The sequence below is a fragment of the Bradyrhizobium sp. Ken01 genome (genome assembly GCF_055807355.1).
Map to the genome: position 1 here is coordinate 1 of NZ_JBVVPC010000041.1, position 15,327 is coordinate 15,327.

Annotated in this window: 15 protein-coding genes and 1 pseudogene; 10 read left to right on the plus strand and 6 right to left on the minus strand. The window is 58.4% G+C overall.

All coding sequences use genetic code 11. The features are described 5' to 3' along the window. Positions 1–6 precede the first annotated feature (6 nt). Positions 7–1,032 (plus strand): UDP-3-O-(3-hydroxymyristoyl)glucosamine N-acyltransferase, encoded by a 1,026-nt coding sequence (lpxD, locus tag AC0L3S_RS29965; protein WP_473283290.1) that lies wholly within the window; start codon positions 7–9, stop codon positions 1,030–1,032. A 263-nt stretch (positions 1,033–1,295) separates the two neighbouring features. Here lpxD and AC0L3S_RS29970 read toward each other — a convergent pair whose 3' ends face one another. Continuing rightward, positions 1,296–1,754, minus strand: a complete 459-nt coding sequence (locus AC0L3S_RS29970; RefSeq protein ID WP_473283213.1) for a hypothetical protein — start codon at positions 1,752–1,754, stop codon at positions 1,296–1,298. A gap of 433 nt (positions 1,755–2,187) precedes the next feature. Between AC0L3S_RS29970 and AC0L3S_RS29975 the strand changes: the two genes are divergently transcribed. Then, positions 2,188–2,709 (plus strand): HdeA/HdeB family chaperone, encoded by a 522-nt coding sequence (locus AC0L3S_RS29975; protein WP_473283215.1) that lies wholly within the window; start codon positions 2,188–2,190, stop codon positions 2,707–2,709. Positions 2,710–3,202: 493 nt separating this feature from the next. Next, positions 3,203–3,873, plus strand: a pseudogene (locus AC0L3S_RS29980) (integrase core domain-containing protein); the annotation flags it as partial. A gap of 43 nt (positions 3,874–3,916) precedes the next feature. On the opposite strand, the gene AC0L3S_RS29985 reads toward AC0L3S_RS29980, so the two are convergent. Beyond that, complete coding sequence (locus AC0L3S_RS29985; RefSeq protein ID WP_473283217.1) at positions 3,917–4,111, minus strand: hypothetical protein; 195 nt, start codon at positions 4,109–4,111, stop codon at positions 3,917–3,919. 272 nt (positions 4,112–4,383) lie between these two features. Here AC0L3S_RS29985 and AC0L3S_RS29990 point away from each other — a divergent pair, with 272 nt between their 5' ends. The 6 genes from AC0L3S_RS29990 to AC0L3S_RS30015 all read left to right on the plus strand — a co-directional run bounded on the left by AC0L3S_RS29990 (position 4,384) and on the right by AC0L3S_RS30015 (position 10,183). Continuing rightward, positions 4,384–4,791, plus strand: a complete 408-nt coding sequence (locus AC0L3S_RS29990) for a hypothetical protein (protein ID WP_473283219.1) — start codon at positions 4,384–4,386, stop codon at positions 4,789–4,791. A 31-nt stretch (positions 4,792–4,822) separates the two neighbouring features. Beyond that, positions 4,823–5,002, plus strand: a complete 180-nt coding sequence (locus AC0L3S_RS29995; protein ID WP_473249435.1) for a hypothetical protein — start codon at positions 4,823–4,825, stop codon at positions 5,000–5,002. Between the two features lie 242 nt (positions 5,003–5,244). Continuing rightward, the gene (ligD, locus tag AC0L3S_RS30000) at positions 5,245–6,168 is read left to right on the plus strand and encodes a non-homologous end-joining DNA ligase (protein ID WP_473283222.1); all 924 of its coding nucleotides are present in this window, start codon (positions 5,245–5,247) and stop codon (positions 6,166–6,168) included. Between the two features lie 393 nt (positions 6,169–6,561). Beyond that, positions 6,562–6,915 carry a hypothetical protein gene (locus tag AC0L3S_RS30005; RefSeq protein WP_473283224.1) on the plus strand — a complete coding sequence of 118 codons (354 nt, stop codon included), beginning with the start codon at positions 6,562–6,564 and terminating at the stop codon, positions 6,913–6,915. Between the two features lie 2,547 nt (positions 6,916–9,462). After that, positions 9,463–9,639, plus strand: coding sequence for a DUF3606 domain-containing protein (locus AC0L3S_RS30010; RefSeq protein ID WP_247478167.1), 177 nt, complete (start codon positions 9,463–9,465; stop codon positions 9,637–9,639). Positions 9,640–10,045: 406 nt separating this feature from the next. Next, positions 10,046–10,183 carry a hypothetical protein gene (locus AC0L3S_RS30015; RefSeq protein WP_473283227.1) on the plus strand — a complete coding sequence of 46 codons (138 nt, stop codon included), beginning with the start codon at positions 10,046–10,048 and terminating at the stop codon, positions 10,181–10,183. 583 nt (positions 10,184–10,766) lie between these two features. On the opposite strand, the gene AC0L3S_RS30020 is transcribed toward AC0L3S_RS30015, so the two are convergent. Next, the gene (locus AC0L3S_RS30020; RefSeq protein WP_473283230.1) at positions 10,767–11,144 is read right to left on the minus strand and encodes a response regulator; all 378 of its coding nucleotides are present in this window, start codon (positions 11,142–11,144) and stop codon (positions 10,767–10,769) included. A 142-nt stretch (positions 11,145–11,286) separates the two neighbouring features. On the opposite strand from AC0L3S_RS30020, the gene AC0L3S_RS30025 reads away from it, so the two are divergent. Continuing rightward, positions 11,287–12,438 (plus strand): sensor histidine kinase, encoded by a 1,152-nt coding sequence (locus AC0L3S_RS30025; RefSeq protein ID WP_473283232.1) that lies wholly within the window; start codon positions 11,287–11,289, stop codon positions 12,436–12,438. Between the two features lie 23 nt (positions 12,439–12,461). On the opposite strand, the gene AC0L3S_RS30030 is transcribed toward AC0L3S_RS30025, so the two are convergent. From AC0L3S_RS30030 to AC0L3S_RS30040, 3 genes are all read right to left on the minus strand, one after another. Beyond that, the gene (locus AC0L3S_RS30030; protein WP_473283235.1) at positions 12,462–13,004 is read right to left on the minus strand and encodes a hypothetical protein; all 543 of its coding nucleotides are present in this window, start codon (positions 13,002–13,004) and stop codon (positions 12,462–12,464) included. Continuing rightward, positions 13,004–13,546 carry a hypothetical protein gene (locus tag AC0L3S_RS30035; protein ID WP_473283237.1) on the minus strand — a complete coding sequence of 181 codons (543 nt, stop codon included), beginning with the start codon at positions 13,544–13,546 and terminating at the stop codon, positions 13,004–13,006. Before AC0L3S_RS30035 ends, AC0L3S_RS30030 begins: the two co-directional genes overlap by 1 nt. A 330-nt stretch (positions 13,547–13,876) precedes the next feature. Then, positions 13,877–15,283, minus strand: a complete 1,407-nt coding sequence (locus AC0L3S_RS30040; RefSeq protein ID WP_473283239.1) for a tyrosine-type recombinase/integrase — start codon at positions 15,281–15,283, stop codon at positions 13,877–13,879. Positions 15,284–15,327: the final 44 nt, after the last annotated feature.

Sequence of the window (15,327 nt, forward strand, 5' to 3'; positions counted from 1 at the left end):
GATGTGATGACCGAAACAGTACTAGGGAGCGCAAGGTTCTTCCGGCGAACTGGCCCGCATTCCCTCGCGCTCGTCGCTAGCGCGGCGCGGGGTGTGGCGGACGGACGCGAACTATTGCTGGAAGGTGTAGCCCCTCTACAAACGGCTCGGCCGAGTGAAGTGAGCTTCCTAGATAACCGACGTTACACTTCTGCGCTGGATCAAACGTCCGCCGGCGCTGTGGTCGTTCACCCTGATATGGCTGCGCGAGTGCCAGCGACAACTGCGGCGATTTTTACGAGCGAGCCCTATGCGGCCTGGGCCCGCGTTGCTGCCCTTTTCTATCCTGTGCCGCCGCTGCGACCCGGTGTTCACCCGTCCGCCATAGTAGCGGATGACGCACACATAGATCCCTCGACAGAAGTTGGACCCCTGTCTGTGATCGAAAGCGGAGTGGAGATAGGGCCGGGCTGTCGGATCGGTCCTTCCGCAGTCATCGGAAGCGGCGTCACCATCGATAGGGACTGCCGGATTGGCGCACATGTGAGCCTTAGTTACGCGGTATTGGGAGCGCGCGTTTACGTATATCCGGGTGCGCGGATTGGCCAGGAAGGGTTCGGATTCGCCTCCACCAGCGGTGGGTTTCTCTCGATCCCCCAGCTTGGGCGAGTTATTCTTGAAGATGATGTTGAAGTAGGTGCTAATTCGACGATTGACCGAGGATCATCGCGAGACACCGTGATCGGCGCTGGCTCCCGCCTCGATAACCTCGTGCAGATCGGTCACAATGTTACTCTCGGCCGCTGTTGCGTCGTAGTTGCACAAGTGGGGATCTCGGGTTCAACCGTCCTTGAAGATTTCGTCCGCGTTGGTGGGCAGGCTGCTATGGCAGGGCATCTTCTAATAGGCCGAGGTTCGGAAATCGGAGCGCAGGCGGGCGTCATTTCGGATCTAGCACCCGGCGCTAGGGTTCTCGGAAGCCCTGCCCAGTCGATAAAAACCTTCTTTCGACAGATTGCCACGCTTAAGAAGATGGCGGCGCACAGAAACTGAAGCAGCGGGCCACAATCGGCAAGGCGCACGACAGACAAGAAGCTCCGCTGTACCTGCGGCCGGAGTCGCTATCCGGCTGCCGCCATAACGGCTGACAAAGCGCGTGCCGCGATCCGTCGATGCGTCCGATTCCGCGATCAACCGAACATCATGAATCGAACGGCCCGCGCAATGCTAGTAACATGGCATGCTGAGTTGTCAGCGGTTCTGAGCTTACATTGCTTGTCCACTTATGTTGCCGCTCGCGGACGGCCTCTGGTCAGTTACAGCCTTAGAAAAATTGCAGCATCCAGATAGCACCGTGCGAACATGTCCTGCAACTTCGGCCCCCGAAGGAAGATCATGCGAGGCGACAACCCACCCCGCGTTGATATCCAATTCCGAACTGGAGCCGGGTACATCAAATACATCGTCCGTGTGGCTTCTGGATTTGTAATGTGGCGTCCACCAGGCCCGAGGTCCCAAGCTGCGTGGAAAGCAAGGTTTGCCTTTTCGGTAACGCAGATCCTGTTTGATGGGACGATCGAAAGCACGATCGTGCAGGCGGAGGCGCACAGCCCATCGATGACCACCGTCTGGCCCGTGTCGTTCAACTGATCGTATCGATCGACGTAATGTCGGATCAAGCCGCCGCGATCATTGGCAATTCTCACCACAGCGTGGCTCTCGCCTGCGCAGAAGAGCAAAATTGCCGAAGCGAGCAACAGCGCAAGTATCTTCATATTTTGCCTCTTCCGACGAGACATCAACTAGCACTAGCGACTATCATCGGGGATCCTGACTGGCGCGAGGTGAATAGCGGCTTCGCGATGCGCGGCCGTCTTGCCAGAGAATTGTGGCGGACGGCATTCCGATCCAGCTAAAGGCATGCACCCAAAAGAAACTTGCCTGCGGGTGGGGATTGGCATTGATCTAAGTCAATGATTGGCGACCGACAAATGGCGGAAGGTTTACTGGGATTGGAGGGACATACTTTTGCTTGAGCGGAAATGGCCGGGTAAGGAGATTGCGTCGCCGGCCTTGATCTAGATCAAGTAGGTCAGTCGCCCTAAGGGCGAATGCCCTTGTAGGCACGGGAGGCGTGTGTGATCACGGTGATCGTGCTTGGTCCGGCAGCCAATCGTCGCTTGGGAGGTCATCACAATGAGGTGCAGATTGCTTCTGCTTGCGCTCGTCCTAGTCTCCTCAACTATCGCCAGCGAGGCGGGCGCCACGACGGCAGATATTCGCAGCATCACCTGTGGTGAATATCTTGCCATGCCGGCTGCACCGTCGAGCAAGTTTTCGGCTTGGATGACCGGCTGGTTTAGTTATGAAAGTCGGAGGACGTTTGTAGATTTTGACCTGCATCGGACAAATGTCACAAGCGTAAGAGGGTGGTGCCAATCCAACCCGAATGCCGGCGTGATGGCAGGGTTGGAAAAATCGATAGGCGTGACCGCAGTGCCTACTGCTACGCTGGATTTTAACAAGATCACTTGCGGAACTTGGTTGGCGTACGGTCCAGCGGATCAAGATTTCGTAAGATACTTCATGAGTGGCTATTACAACGCAGCCGCAAGCAACAGTGTATTGGATTACGACCGCCTGCAGCGGAATTCCACTGCGGTCGTCGCGTATTGTAAGAAAAACAAATCCCGGACTCTACCAACGGCCATTCAGAACAGAGCTACCTAGGTCGAACCAGTTTGCAGCCAGGGAGGGACGACGGCGCTCCCAAAGTCCCTGTGCCGGGCAGGACGTTTCGGCACGAAGAAGCCGTAGACGCGCGCCAGCCCGCCTCGCTCTGTCAGACCCGGAACGAACGCGTTATTTGCTTCGCCAAGACAAGAACAGCGTCAGTATACTTGCCGTTTGATACTTGGTGATCGTACAATGCCAAAAAAAACAGCGCGAAAGCAGCAATCGTGCATCCTTTTAGCATAAGGGTGTCTCCCACGAAGAGACTGCCAACCGAGCAGGTCTAGATGATAAGGGGCGACGAGTTGCAATGCTCTCGACGTTGGCAATGATCCATTAAGTTTCCGTAAATCAGAACTACAGAGGCGGGCGCCCCCGATCTGCCGACCAATAGTATCCTCGAAGAACATGCCCCGCTCAAGGCCTTAATAGGCGCCTCAAAACCAACAGCTCGCACAGCGTTGCGGATCATCAGGTGGCGTCAGCATCTCGTTGGAGGCGAGGCGAAGCCCTCAGCGTGCGCAAGCGCCGGGCCCGCCGCCGCGCCGTGGGCACCCGAGCGCCGATACTGGTCGAGGCTCGGCCGAACGCCCGGTGGTCGCTGGATTTTGTCCACGACCATTCCGCCAGCGGCCGTCGCTTCCGGGTCCTGAATATCGTCGATGACGTGACCCGCGAATGTCTGGCGGCCATCCCCGACACCTCGATCCCGGGGCGGCGGGTGGCACGCGAACTGACGGCGCTGATCAATCAGCGCGGCAAGCCGGGCATGATCGTCTCCGACAACGGCACCGAGTTCACCTGCAATGGCATGCTGGCCTGGTCGGAGGAGAACAAGATCGACTGGCACTTCATTGCGCCGGGCAAGCCGATGCACCTTCTGTGAAAGCTTCAACGGCCGGATGCGGGACGAGCTTCTCAACGAAACCTTGTTCTTCGGCCTCGATCACGCCCGCGCCAAGATTGCGGATTGGGTCGGCGACTACAACGGCCAACGCCCGCATTCCTCGCTCGGCTATCTGACCCCTGCGGCCTACGCCGCCTACCTCACCGCCGACGTGCGATCGGCTGCGCAACCCCGACCAGCTCCGCCGATCGCACGTTGCTCACACCGCGCCAAACGGCGTAACATCCGCCGAGACTCTAACCGCTACTGGGTGAAACTTCAGGGGCAGGTCAGAATCATCAAGGAAGAAAGGTAAGCTTAGGCTCCACGCCAGACGCGCAGCACGCCTTCGCGAAAACGGCCGACGAAATGATCTGACAGGTCCGCTGGCAGCATTTGGCTGAGGTCATTGAACGAGCCGCTCACCAAGGTGGCCAGCTCGTGTGCCGAAGCGTGCTCCGCCCATCGGCGACCCAACTCCAAACCACGTTGCCGCTCAGCTTCAGCGTCCATCGTCTTGAGCTATCCCGCGCTGACCGGCCCCGGTGAAGCTGACCGCGCCGGGCCTTCGACGCTCTCGCCAATCGTCGGAAGCTTGGGGGCTTGAAAGACTGGCAAGGCGCACCTTAGACAAACAGACCGTCCGTCTTTGGCTAGTGCACTATGTGCCAATGCCGGTGCGATGCTCCCGCCGAGTGAGAGAGGTACATCAGTAAATCTTTCACGTCCGCCGCCTTGACCGGATGTTCGGCCTTTGTTCTATTGTGGGAAATCCAGGTCTGTCCATGCCCACACTCGAATATCTCCGCTCGGAAATCGAGCGCATGCGCTCGCAGGTCAGTCGCCAGCGCAAGGAAATCCTCCAGCTTCAAAGGGCGGGGTTAACGACCGCCTCGGCTGAGACCCTGCAACGGATGCAGAGCAAGGTTGACGATCTCTGCGCCGAGCGAGACCGGCAGGTGCGGGCTGCAAAGGAAGGCCCGACCTATGCCTCCAGTAAGCCGAAGGGGCACTCCGGCAAACCGACGGATGTGATGGATAACCCTCGCGGTTTCCACCACCGTGGACCATCCTGGAGGACGACGGACATTGCTTCTCGCCCGCGACGAACCCTCGTTTCAATTAGTGATAGTCCTGTGCCGTGCACGGGTCTGATGCGAAATGTGATCCGACTGCCGCGCCTGAGCGTTTGAGGTTTCGAAACCACGCTTACAAGGTTAGTCAATGTCAGAACGCGATAGCGCTCACCATGACGCCGCCATTCAGTATTTGGCCTGGGCTGTCGAAGAGATTGAAAAATCAGGTAACGAAGAAGCCGCTCGTCACGCTCGGGCTGCGTTGAAGGCGCTTGAAGAAGGCTACGCCATCGTGCAAAGGCGATCTCGCGTCTGCCGGAGCTTCTGAAGAGGTCCCAGTACTAAGGGCGTTCCGCTGTAAGAACGCTCTATCGCATCGCGTTCGCCAACCGTTCGTCTGACGTTCTAGTTGACGTTGAAAATACAACCTGGAATCTGAATCGCGGTTGTATGTGAGAACGCCTGGGAACGGCGCATGAGCCTCGCGGTTGGAGAGTCCTAAGTAAGGTAGGTAGGCTGCCCCGCCGTCGGCTCCCCCCACCGACGGCGGGCTTTTTGTGAGTTGCGTTCGTGGCAAAGCGTACCCGAGCACTGGCCAAGAAGCCGCGAGCTTCCATGCCGGGCTTTATCAGCCCCCAGCTTGCGACCCTGAAGATGAAAGCTCCTTCAGGGGCTCAGTGGATTCACGAGGTCAAATACGACGGCTATCGCATCCAGCTCCACATCCACGGTGACGACCGGAAGGCCTTCACCCGCAACGGCCACAACTGGGTCAATCGGTTCTCTGTCATTGCCGGCGCCTTCGACATCCCAGGTCAGGCTATCGTGGACGGGGAAGTGGTCGTCATCCACGAAGAGCGTGCCAACTTCTCCGAACTGCAGGCCGACCTCGGCAGAGGCGACCAGGACCGCCTGCTTTTCTTCGCCTTCGATCTCCTCTGGCTGGACGGCGTAGATCTCCGCAACAACGCGCAGCTTGCCCGCAAGGAGCTGCTGAAACAGCTGATAGATGAGAACGGGCTGGAAGCACCGATCTTCTATAGCGAGCACCATGAAGGCGACGGGCAGGCGCTCTTCGAGGCGGCGAGCAAGCTCAACTATGAGGGCATCGTTTCCAAGCGAGTGGATGCGCCGTACCGGTCGGACCGAGTCGAGGCCTGGCAGAAGATCAAGACGGTGCAGCGCGAAAAATTCCCTGTTGTTGGTTTCGTCAAGGACCCGTCCGGCGTCGCCGCGCTCTATCTCGGCAAGCAGGAAGGGAAAGAGCTGCGCTATATGGGCAAGGTCGGAACGGGCTGGAGCCGGACGAAGTCGGCCGAGATTCGCAAGGCCCTCGATACCGTCGTCAGCCCGAAGCAGAAGCTCACCAAGCCGGTCAGGAAACCGAAGGCCACCTGGGTCGAGCCGAAGTTCTACGCCGACATCGAATATCGGGACATCACCTCTGAAGGCCTGCTCCGGGCCAGCTCGTTCAAGGGCCTGTCCCGCAAGTAGCTCAAAGCAGCATCACATAACCACGATAGCGATGATGATGCCTGGACTGACAATGATTATGGCGAGGAAAAATTTGCCCATCGCTCTCGAACGTCGCTTGGAACAATGAATAATGAAATGACGTTCCTTGTTCCTGACGCCGGGAGCTGGGGATGCGCAAAGTCTTTGCTAACCTGGACTACGAAACTAGAAGTCAGCTTCTACTGCTGGTCGATATTGCCATAGCCATCTGTGGTTCCGCAGCAGTGGTCGGGGTTCTTCATATGGTCGGAAGCTTGTTCTGGAATTGACTGCGCCGCATCGGCGGCTCATGATTCCATCATGGGGGCATCTTAGACTTCGAGCGTGTTGGTCGCCGGCCAAACTAGTCCGCTTTGCGTGCGGTGCCTCGCGTTGAGTTTTCAGCTCGCTACATTGAAAATCCTTGCCTGCCAGCCAGATGGCCGTGGCAGCCTTGCGCTGATCAAGCAACATTTGGCGGTATTCTATACGAGCGGGCCGGAATGGACTGCACGGATGAAGTCGCTTGCTGAGCGGGCACCGCAGCTGGATATTTTCGCGCCAATCCAACGCCTCCACGGGAACCCTTTTTCAGTCCACCTCCTGCCGGACGAGAAACCGATACAGGGCGTACTTCCAAATCGGGCCCAAGCGCTTGCGGTTGCCGCCGAGGCCCCAGTGGCTCGCGCGAGCGGCACGGTGGCCCGTTATTCAGGCGGGGACGGCACGAAGGCGATGGGGATTTAGAGGGTGACGTGCCTTCAGACTGTGAGCAGCGTTTCAGATCGGCGCGCCCATATAGGCCGGGTCGAGGCTCTCGGGATTACCGAACGGCGGACCCGGTAAGGTAGCTGACCGTCGCCGTGCTTCACCTCTCTGAGATGCTGGATAAGCTGGAGCGCAACTACCGAGCCGCTTGGCATGGGGGAGACCCACATGGGCCTCATTCAGCTCCTGCTCACGCTGTAACGGCTCGCCGCTAGGCCTTACGGCCAGTATGTCCCTTGCCCTGCTCAGCAACGCGCTGCATCGCCTTTGATGTTCCACAAAGATACGCCGCCGGGCTCGAAATGAAGCGTCCCGGCGGCGCCCTGTACCAAACTGGGGACCAGCAATCCCAGTCACCAATGAATGTGCAATGCTTGTGCCACAGAGACATGACATGGCCGCAAAGACGAAACGACCTCAGCTCCGGGGGGCAAGGGAGAAGCTGAGGCCGTTTGTACTTGTTTTGACGTTTGGGGTCCGTCGCCGGGATAATCCGGCAACAATTGGTTTCGTTCCGAGCAATCGATGCACGGGGCCGCAAATATTCGCAGGCGCTCGCCGGGGTGCCTGGGACATGACGCGCCTTCGTACGCGGAAACAACAGCAAGGTGCGAAAAGCGAAGGGCCGCTGTCCAAAGGCAGCGGCCCTCTTTCCGGGTTTCAAAATGTTCGAAATGAAATCGCTGCGCCTCCCCGGCTTGCCTACTTTTCCCGATCTCCCATGTTCCAGCTATCGCATTTGTTAATTGGCGACCTCCTTAGTTAGCAGGCGATATGTATCCTTTGGTACGTCACGCTCAGAAATCTTTGCTACCTTTCCCGAACGGCGTGGGGCGTGGCATGGACCAGCTAAAGAAAGCACTAGCGCAACTGGACGACCCGCAATGTCCGAATTGCCGCATCACCATGAGATGGTTCCGCTCGGAGCTGGTGCGAGATACCCCGGATCCAATCATCGCGCACTTTTCGTCTGCCCGAACTGCAAACGCGCGCAACGGAGCGAGGAAAAGTTCACTGCGATACCGGTTCCGCCCCACAAACTGGCATCTCCGCAGCTGCGCCTCGTACGGGGCAGCCGATAGAAGAGCGTCGCCCTGCCTGATCTCGCTTGGGGGGAACCATACGATCATTGTCAATTGGGAACCGCGTATAGCCGCGACGGGGCGGACCATGTGTGAGAAGTGCATCAATCTCGACAAGAAGATCGAACGATACCGAAAGATGGCTTCTCCGCGTGAACGACCAGATAACCGTTACAGGAATCGCCGAACTCGTCGCTGATCTGATCGCAAGGAAGGCCGAACTGCACCAAGAGACTAAAGAGTAAGGCCGCAACTTAGGCGGCCTTCTTGCACCGATTAATGGGGGAGGGCTTTGGCGGAAAGTATCCTACTTTAATTTAGGAACGGCCCTTTGCGCCTAGCGTCGTTAGCCAGCAGCGGGAGCTAACACATGAGTCGCCTTGGTTTTACGCCACCCCACCCCCCCCCCGCGCAGTTCGAAACCTGCGCGCACTGCAATGGCCGGCTGTTGAGGGTAGATAGCTGCCTCCACGTTGCCTCCGGCAAGATAGTCCGGGCCTTTAAGTGCTCCGAGTGCGACAAGCTGACGTGGGACGATTAAAGCCGCGCCGCGTGATCTAGTTTGGTTCTTCGAGGGCGCTGGGAGGGGGCAAGCCGTGCTTTTCCGCACGGCTTGCGGCGAGTTTGCGATAAGAGGCGGCTTGCTTCAGCAGCTCAGCCTTGAACCTGAGGTTTGTCTCCCCGTCGGCGAGCGCTTCCAACTGCGTAGCGCGTTCAATGTACTCGCTCACCAATTTCACCGAAGCACCCAACGGTAGCCGTCACGCAAGTTCTACTCGCTAGTCCTCCCGGTCGGACAAATCATAAGCCGCTTACGAGGACCTTGTGCCAACTGAGGAGGCTCAATCTTGGGTTCGCGTCCTCGTTCCTAAGCGCCCCTTCCACCGCTCAGGCGCAGTGGCTTTCGTTGCAGACGAGTGACTAAAGTAGGCGCTTGCCGCAGAGGCTCTGGCAGAACGCCCGGCTGGAGAGCCGGTCAGCGAGTACGGGCGAACGATCCAAGCAGGACAGTCTCCTATAGAAGCGTCTCGTCATTGCTCGTTAGGGGCACGACAAGCCCACTAATCGGACAGGCGCACTGCTCCTGCTCACGAGCACCTATAACGCAGATTAAGCGGATCAGCGCGGAGGCGCCTGCTCATGCGCAGCGGTAGGAACGGTGTCCAGAGCCCAAGTTTTTCAAGGACCTCCAGCCTCCCCAGACTAGGCCTCCGCCCTCCCGGAGGCCTTCCTTTTGGGAACACACCGTTCTTACGGGCGTTTTTATCGCCAGTGAGTGGAGTACCGGCCATGAAACCGGATCGCGTAGCCCAAGCAGTAAAAGAAGCCCAAGCCATCCTGGCTCGCTATGTCGAGCCTGGGCCGCGGGACTGCGAGATGACGATCAATGACCTGCTGGCCGTTCTAGACGATGAGCGGCTTGTACAGGCGATGGAGGAGGAAGATGAGCGACAATCTCACCAAACGGGACCAGCGCGACCGTAGCAAGATCAACATGCATGAAGACTTCGAGGTCAAGTATTGGACCAAGGCGCTTGGTGTCTCAAAGGACGAGTTGCAAAAGGCCGTCGACAAAGTAGGCAATTCGGCCGCCGCCGTTCGCAAACAATTGGCGGTGTAACCGAGGCGCGCGGTATGCTTGCGATCTTTGGAGCAAGGCCGCGCGCTTTTTCATTCCATGTCAAATCCCAACTGTCCCATCTGCTTCGGCATCGGCTTTGTCTGCGAGAACCACCCGGACCGGGCCTAGAGCGCAGAACTTGGCTGTCAATGTGGTGCCGGTGATCCGTGCGCCTGCAATAGATCGCCGGACATCGACGCGGGAATCGAAGAGCCGGACGCCAGCCACATCATTTCGGACACCTACGGGAAAGGGAAGCCACTGAGCACGGTGAGGACGGGAAGCGACCTATTTACTGACTGCCTCCGAGCGTGCGCCTCCGGCTTCTCGCCTTCGTCAGTATCACAGGCATCGCTTGGATGAATCGGCTCGACCACGGGGTTATCGTGAGGACACTGGAGACCTGATGTGGCCTCAGCGTCTTGCCGATCCAACGATTGTCAGCGTGTTCGTTCAGCAATCGGTTGAGTTCACCACAATAGAGCTGACGCCAGTTTGCTTTCAAGTTGGCGAGGCGTTCGAGGTCACGGTCTGTGAAGAATGACATAGTGATGAAGAGCCCAGCTCAGATTGCGGTGGACGGGGTGGCCGGCACAATCGGACGGACCGCTCATCCATTCGGCGGATAGGACAGCCGCTTCACGCTACGGTCGCTTGACGTAGATCAAGGCCGTTATCCGAGTGCCGCCAAAACGACCGTCCCAGCGGCGCAGGCATGCAAAGGCATGACCGGACGCATCCCGTCGGAGCCGGTTTCCGCATGGCACAACTGCATATTGCCGAGCGTTGATCTGCAACAAGACATGCCGAAATTGCATATCCCGAGTGTCACCCGGTTGATAAAATCCGTGCATGGATAGGGGCAGGGTTTACCGCGCGAACTATGAGGATTGCCGAGCGGAAGCTAGTAAGGCTACTAGCGCGTCCAGCAAGGCGCAGTGGCTGTTGTTCGCCGAAGAATGGTTGAAACAGGCGGAAGCAGCCGAAGATCAACAGCGCCGAGAAGCAGCAATCTCTGTAGTTGCTCCAGCAAGTAAGGTCGACGCAAGTTGCGCCGATCCAGCGGCGATGTTCGCGCGATCAGTTCTCGAGGTACCCTCCAGCCGCTCAGCCGCGAAGCGGAGGGCCTAGGTGCCGGCGCTGACGTCGAGGATGACTTCGAGAATTCCTTGAGCGCTATAGGGTTTTCGGATAAATCGGCCGCCCGAAGGCAAGTCGTCGGGGCCGACCTTCGTCATTCCAGACGTAGCAATGATCTTGATTGGCGGCCAGCGGTCGCGAACCGCAGCGGCCAGTCTGAGGCCGTCCATCGAGCCCGGCATTTGCACGTCCGTAAATACGACTGTGATGTCGCGTCGGCGCTCCAGAATGGCGATGGCTTCATCCGCGCCGTTTGCTTCAATCGTTTCAAACCCGGCTGCCCTGATCATATCCACGGCATCCAAACGAATAAGGAGGTCATCCTCTACAATCAGCACAACGGGTAGCTTAATATCTGTTTTCAAAGCATAAATGCCTCCAGCCAACCTAAGCTCTGCCGGCTCGGATAGTTCCCCCTCTGCGAGTGTGCGGCTCGCTTATCCCGAAACAGTAGACATCGCTGTCTGTAAAGGCCACCATACTGGCCACATAGATATCAGAGAAATCGTGCAAGCTGATCTGCATAGGGCTGAAGAATCTCGTCTTGCTGCCCTCCGGCGGTATGGCATCCTCGATACTCCACGAGAAGCTGACTTCGACGAAATCGTGAAGGTCGCGTCCGCCATCTGCGGCACGCCAATCTCTGTCATCAACTTGATCGACTACGGCCGCCAATGGTTCAAGGCGGAAGTCGGATTAGGCATCCGGGAAACGCCGCTGGACAGCTCGATCTGCGCGCACGCGATCTTACAGCCGGACCTGTTTGTCGTACCCGACACCACGCTGGACTCGCGTTTCGCGGATAATCCGCTGGTCACGGGCGACCCGCATCTGCGGTTTTATGCCGGAGCGTTGTTGGAGACGCCTGATGGCCTTCCGCTAGGTACCGTTTGCGTGCTCGATTACAAGCCACGGGAGCTTAATGAGACTCAGAAGGCTTTCTTGCGACTGATGGCCAATCAGGTGATGAAGTTGCTTGAACTGCGCGGGATTAGCGCTGCCGAACACGCCGCCAGAGTCGAAGCCGAAGACCTGCTCAACGAAAAAGAGACGATGATGCGCGAAGGCGATCACCGGCTCATGAATTCATTGCAGCTCGTCCAGTCAATTCTGGCACTTCAGAGCCGCAATGCCGCGAGCGAGGAGACGAGGGCTCAGCTCGATATGGCCAGCAATCGTGTGCTCGCCATTGCAACCGTCCACAAGCAGCTGCACTTGACCGGCAGTCATGAAGAGATCCAAATCGATACCTTTCTGCTCAGGCTGTGCGAAAGCCTCAAGCACACAGCTCCGGCACAGATAACTGCGATCAATGTCGATGCGGAAAACACCAGAGTTCCGTCGGATGTCGCGAGCGGACTAGGCCTTTTGGTCGCGGAGTTGGCCACGAACAGTTTCAAGTATGCTTATGCTCCGGGTCAGCCGGGGCCTGTCAACGTAAGCTTCAAAACAAATGCGGGCGGATGGGCTTTGGTAGTCTCTGATCAGGGGCGCGGCTTGCCGGCAGGATTCGACATCGATCAGAGCAAAGGCTTCGGCATGCAAGTCGTGAAAGCATTTGTGCGGCGACTAGATGCAACGATGACGATTTCTTCTCGCCCAGGATGTACCGCATTCGAGATTGTCGGCCAGACCAACGGCCAGCAGTCCGCTCCTTGACCCACATCTCCGACTCCGTCCGGCTAATTAGCCTCGTCGTGTCGTTGTTTGGGTCGACTACGTCGTGGGTGCGGACTCGTCCCGCCAAAAAGAAAATCGTGCACCACAATCGCCTCTTCCACCGAATATAGACCACGACCTAGCGACTTCCACGCTATGCGCCGCGTGCCGCCGCCTGCCAATCTTCGCAGAAGCGCGTCGTTGGCCAACAATTCGTGTGCAATGTAGTTGCGATGTTCCTTTAACTCTTCCACTAAGTGGACGAAGTCTTGCCGCAACCCGCTCTCGCGTAATAATTTGACCACTCGCCCGAGGGGCCAACTTTCGATCCTCTCTTCGTCGTAGCCATACTTGTCCGCAAGAATGTTCTTCAGTCCCAATTCGATAAGCTGGGCCTTCCCCATGAACATGGCAAAGCTCTCCAGAAAATTCAGCTTTTCAATTCTACGCAATCGCCGCGCAACAATCGCGTGGACCTGTTTTCCGCTGAGCGACCTATCGCCTCGCACTATCGTTGCGACTTCACGTATCGGCTCGTCATTGTCAGTTTTCACCGTCTCGGTCATCAGCAGGCAAGCCATCTGAACGCCACCGCGCCCCGCCGTGCGAAGTCGATCAGCGACAGCTCGGCGCGCCAATCGTTGCGCCCCTTGCTCCCGTACAGGTACAGGTGCTGTTCGTAGTAAAGGCCTTCCTCATCCGGGTTTATCGCCGCATCGGGGATCACGACATCAAACCGAACGTCGGTTGCGTGAATGATCTTGTTGCAAGCCTCGCGCAGCGTGAGCACCTCGACCGTCTTTGGATCGGTCACCCAGTTCGGAAACAGTTTCCCGCAATCTGATCTCTCGTCGTTCGTTGGTCTCTGGGGACGCTGATCGAAACGGATGCGCAAGCCAGTGGCACACGAGATCAAAATCCGTGTGACTTCGGACTTGAAAAAACCTCCCTGCATCATCGCGATGACGGGCGAGGTGAGGCCGTGTCTCGCCACGTCGCGAGAGGCCATAACCATGCAAAGCAGCCGGTAAAGATCGAGCACGAATGCTCCCGGCTCAATGGCGTGGGGCTGCTTCTGGTTCGTGAAGTAGAGGTCTTCTTCCGCCATCGGTCACCGCTCTGGCGGCGGCTGCACCGACGCTGCGCCGGCCGGCGGCACTGACGGGACAATTGTCCCGGCAGAAAGTGCGAGCAGGATCATCGTGGGATTCGCCATCCGCTGATCGTAGCGCGACCGTTGCGCCCGCCGCTAGACTTCACCGCGATCCACAGTAACTCATATAATTTTCTCGCGGACCGCCTCCGGATCGCGACACAAATTTGGACACTGCGGCACCATGGCATTGATATAACGATGATTTTAGCGCCCATTGACTCCCTGCGCAGGGGAAAGAGGCCCGCGAGAGTGACCGGGCTCGGAGTCGGTGCGCCTAAGCAATTAGGCGGCGAGCCGTTGCCCCTCTTTTCCTTGGGCATTAGCGACAGGCGCGCCAACGATCCGCCGCAGCTCGGTGGCGATTCCGTCCAGCACCGCCCGCTTTTCTTTCATCCGTCGGGAGTGGTTGTAGACCTTGCCCGTGACGGTCGGCACGATGGTGTCACCCTTCTTTGTCACGGCGTGGTCAAGGCATTTGGCGATGGCAGCATCGTCAAAGCCGAGATCGCCGGCCAACGTCGCCGCCGTTCGCCGCAGATCGTGCGGCGTAAACGGCTTGAGGCCCAACAGCTCGCAGAGCCCAGGCGTCTTGGTCTTGTCCTCGTTCTTCTCGTATTTGGTGCCGCGCAGCGCGTCGGCCATCGCTTTGCGGTGGATCGGCTGGCCCTTGTACATCGGGCTTTCGAACACAAACTGCTGGTCGGTGGACGCCAGCGCCTCCTTGATGATTTCAACCGCCAGATCGGACAACGGCTGCTGGATCACGCGCCGCTTCTTCACTCGCTTGAGGGGCACGTCGAAGCGCGGGTTGTCGCCATTGAGGTCGAATAGCTCATCCCGGTGCGCACTGAGCAGTTCACGCGAGCGCAGCATGGTCACGAGTTCGAACTTGAGCGCCAGCCGGGTCCGGCGGTCCCAGGGCAGGTCCTTGCGATCAAGACCGTGCCAGAAGATCCTGATCTCATTCTCCGACAGGACGCGGGTGCGCGGATATTCCGGATCGAGCTTCGGCAGGTTGACGCAGGGGCTGGCTGTCACATAGTCGCGGCCTGCCTCCGCCGCCCAGTTGAACAGGCCCGAGGCCGCCTTGCGCATATGACGCGCGTTACTGACCGAGGGCTTGCCGAACTTCCCCGCGACGACGTCGTTCGAGAGTGTCGCAATGTCGTGCTTGGTAACCTCCATCGCCAATTTTTTGCCGAGGCGGGGCCGGATGAAACGGTGGAGGTGGCTTGCCGTGTTCTCCCAGCTTTCCAGCCGGGGCCGCATCTCGCCATCCGGCTTCTTGACTGGCGTCTTCATCCACTCGATCCGCTCCTCGATGATCTCGGCGACGGTCTTGCCGCGCCTCGCTTTTGCGGTCTTCTGGTCGCGGAAGGTTTCGGCGAGAGCCTCGGTACCCAGTCCCTTGAGGCCGTAGACCCTGCTGCGGGCGTCTTCGACGGTAAAGGTCTCGGCATTGTAGACGCCGAGCCAGCCGGTGCGCTGCTTCCCGGTCTGCCGGTCGGTGAACTTGTACGAAAAGGTCGCCACGCCCGCCGCCGTGATGCTGACGTACAGACCAGGGCATTTGCGGTCGTAGAGCTTGGCTCGCTTGGCGACCCGCTTCTCGCATAGGCGGTCGGTCAGGATGACGCTGCTGTTGCGGCCGCGCTTGCGGACGGGGGAGGGGGCGATGCTACTATCCATTTGGTTTCGGCTCCTAAGGCTTGGGACCAAAGGGCTCGGCTTTG

Coding starts and splice junctions, on each gene's coding strand:
- AC0L3S_RS29995 (WP_473249435.1), top strand. CDS start 4,823: ATGTCAGAACGCGATAGCGCTCACCATGACGCCGCCATTCAGTATTTG.
- AC0L3S_RS30040 (WP_473283239.1), bottom strand. CDS start 15,283: ATGGATAGTAGCATCGCCCCCTCCCCCGTCCGCAAGCGCGGCCGCAAC.
- AC0L3S_RS30015 (WP_473283227.1), top strand. CDS start 10,046: ATGTGGCCTCAGCGTCTTGCCGATCCAACGATTGTCAGCGTGTTCGTT.
- lpxD (WP_473283290.1), top strand. CDS start 7: ATGACCGAAACAGTACTAGGGAGCGCAAGGTTCTTCCGGCGAACTGGC.
- AC0L3S_RS29970 (WP_473283213.1), bottom strand. CDS start 1,754: ATGAAGATACTTGCGCTGTTGCTCGCTTCGGCAATTTTGCTCTTCTGC.
- AC0L3S_RS29985 (WP_473283217.1), bottom strand. CDS start 4,111: ATGGACGCTGAAGCTGAGCGGCAACGTGGTTTGGAGTTGGGTCGCCGA.
- AC0L3S_RS29990 (WP_473283219.1), top strand. CDS start 4,384: ATGCCCACACTCGAATATCTCCGCTCGGAAATCGAGCGCATGCGCTCG.
- AC0L3S_RS30030 (WP_473283235.1), bottom strand. CDS start 13,004: ATGACCGAGACGGTGAAAACTGACAATGACGAGCCGATACGTGAAGTC.
- AC0L3S_RS30035 (WP_473283237.1), bottom strand. CDS start 13,546: ATGGCGGAAGAAGACCTCTACTTCACGAACCAGAAGCAGCCCCACGCC.
- AC0L3S_RS30010 (WP_247478167.1), top strand. CDS start 9,463: ATGAGCGACAATCTCACCAAACGGGACCAGCGCGACCGTAGCAAGATC.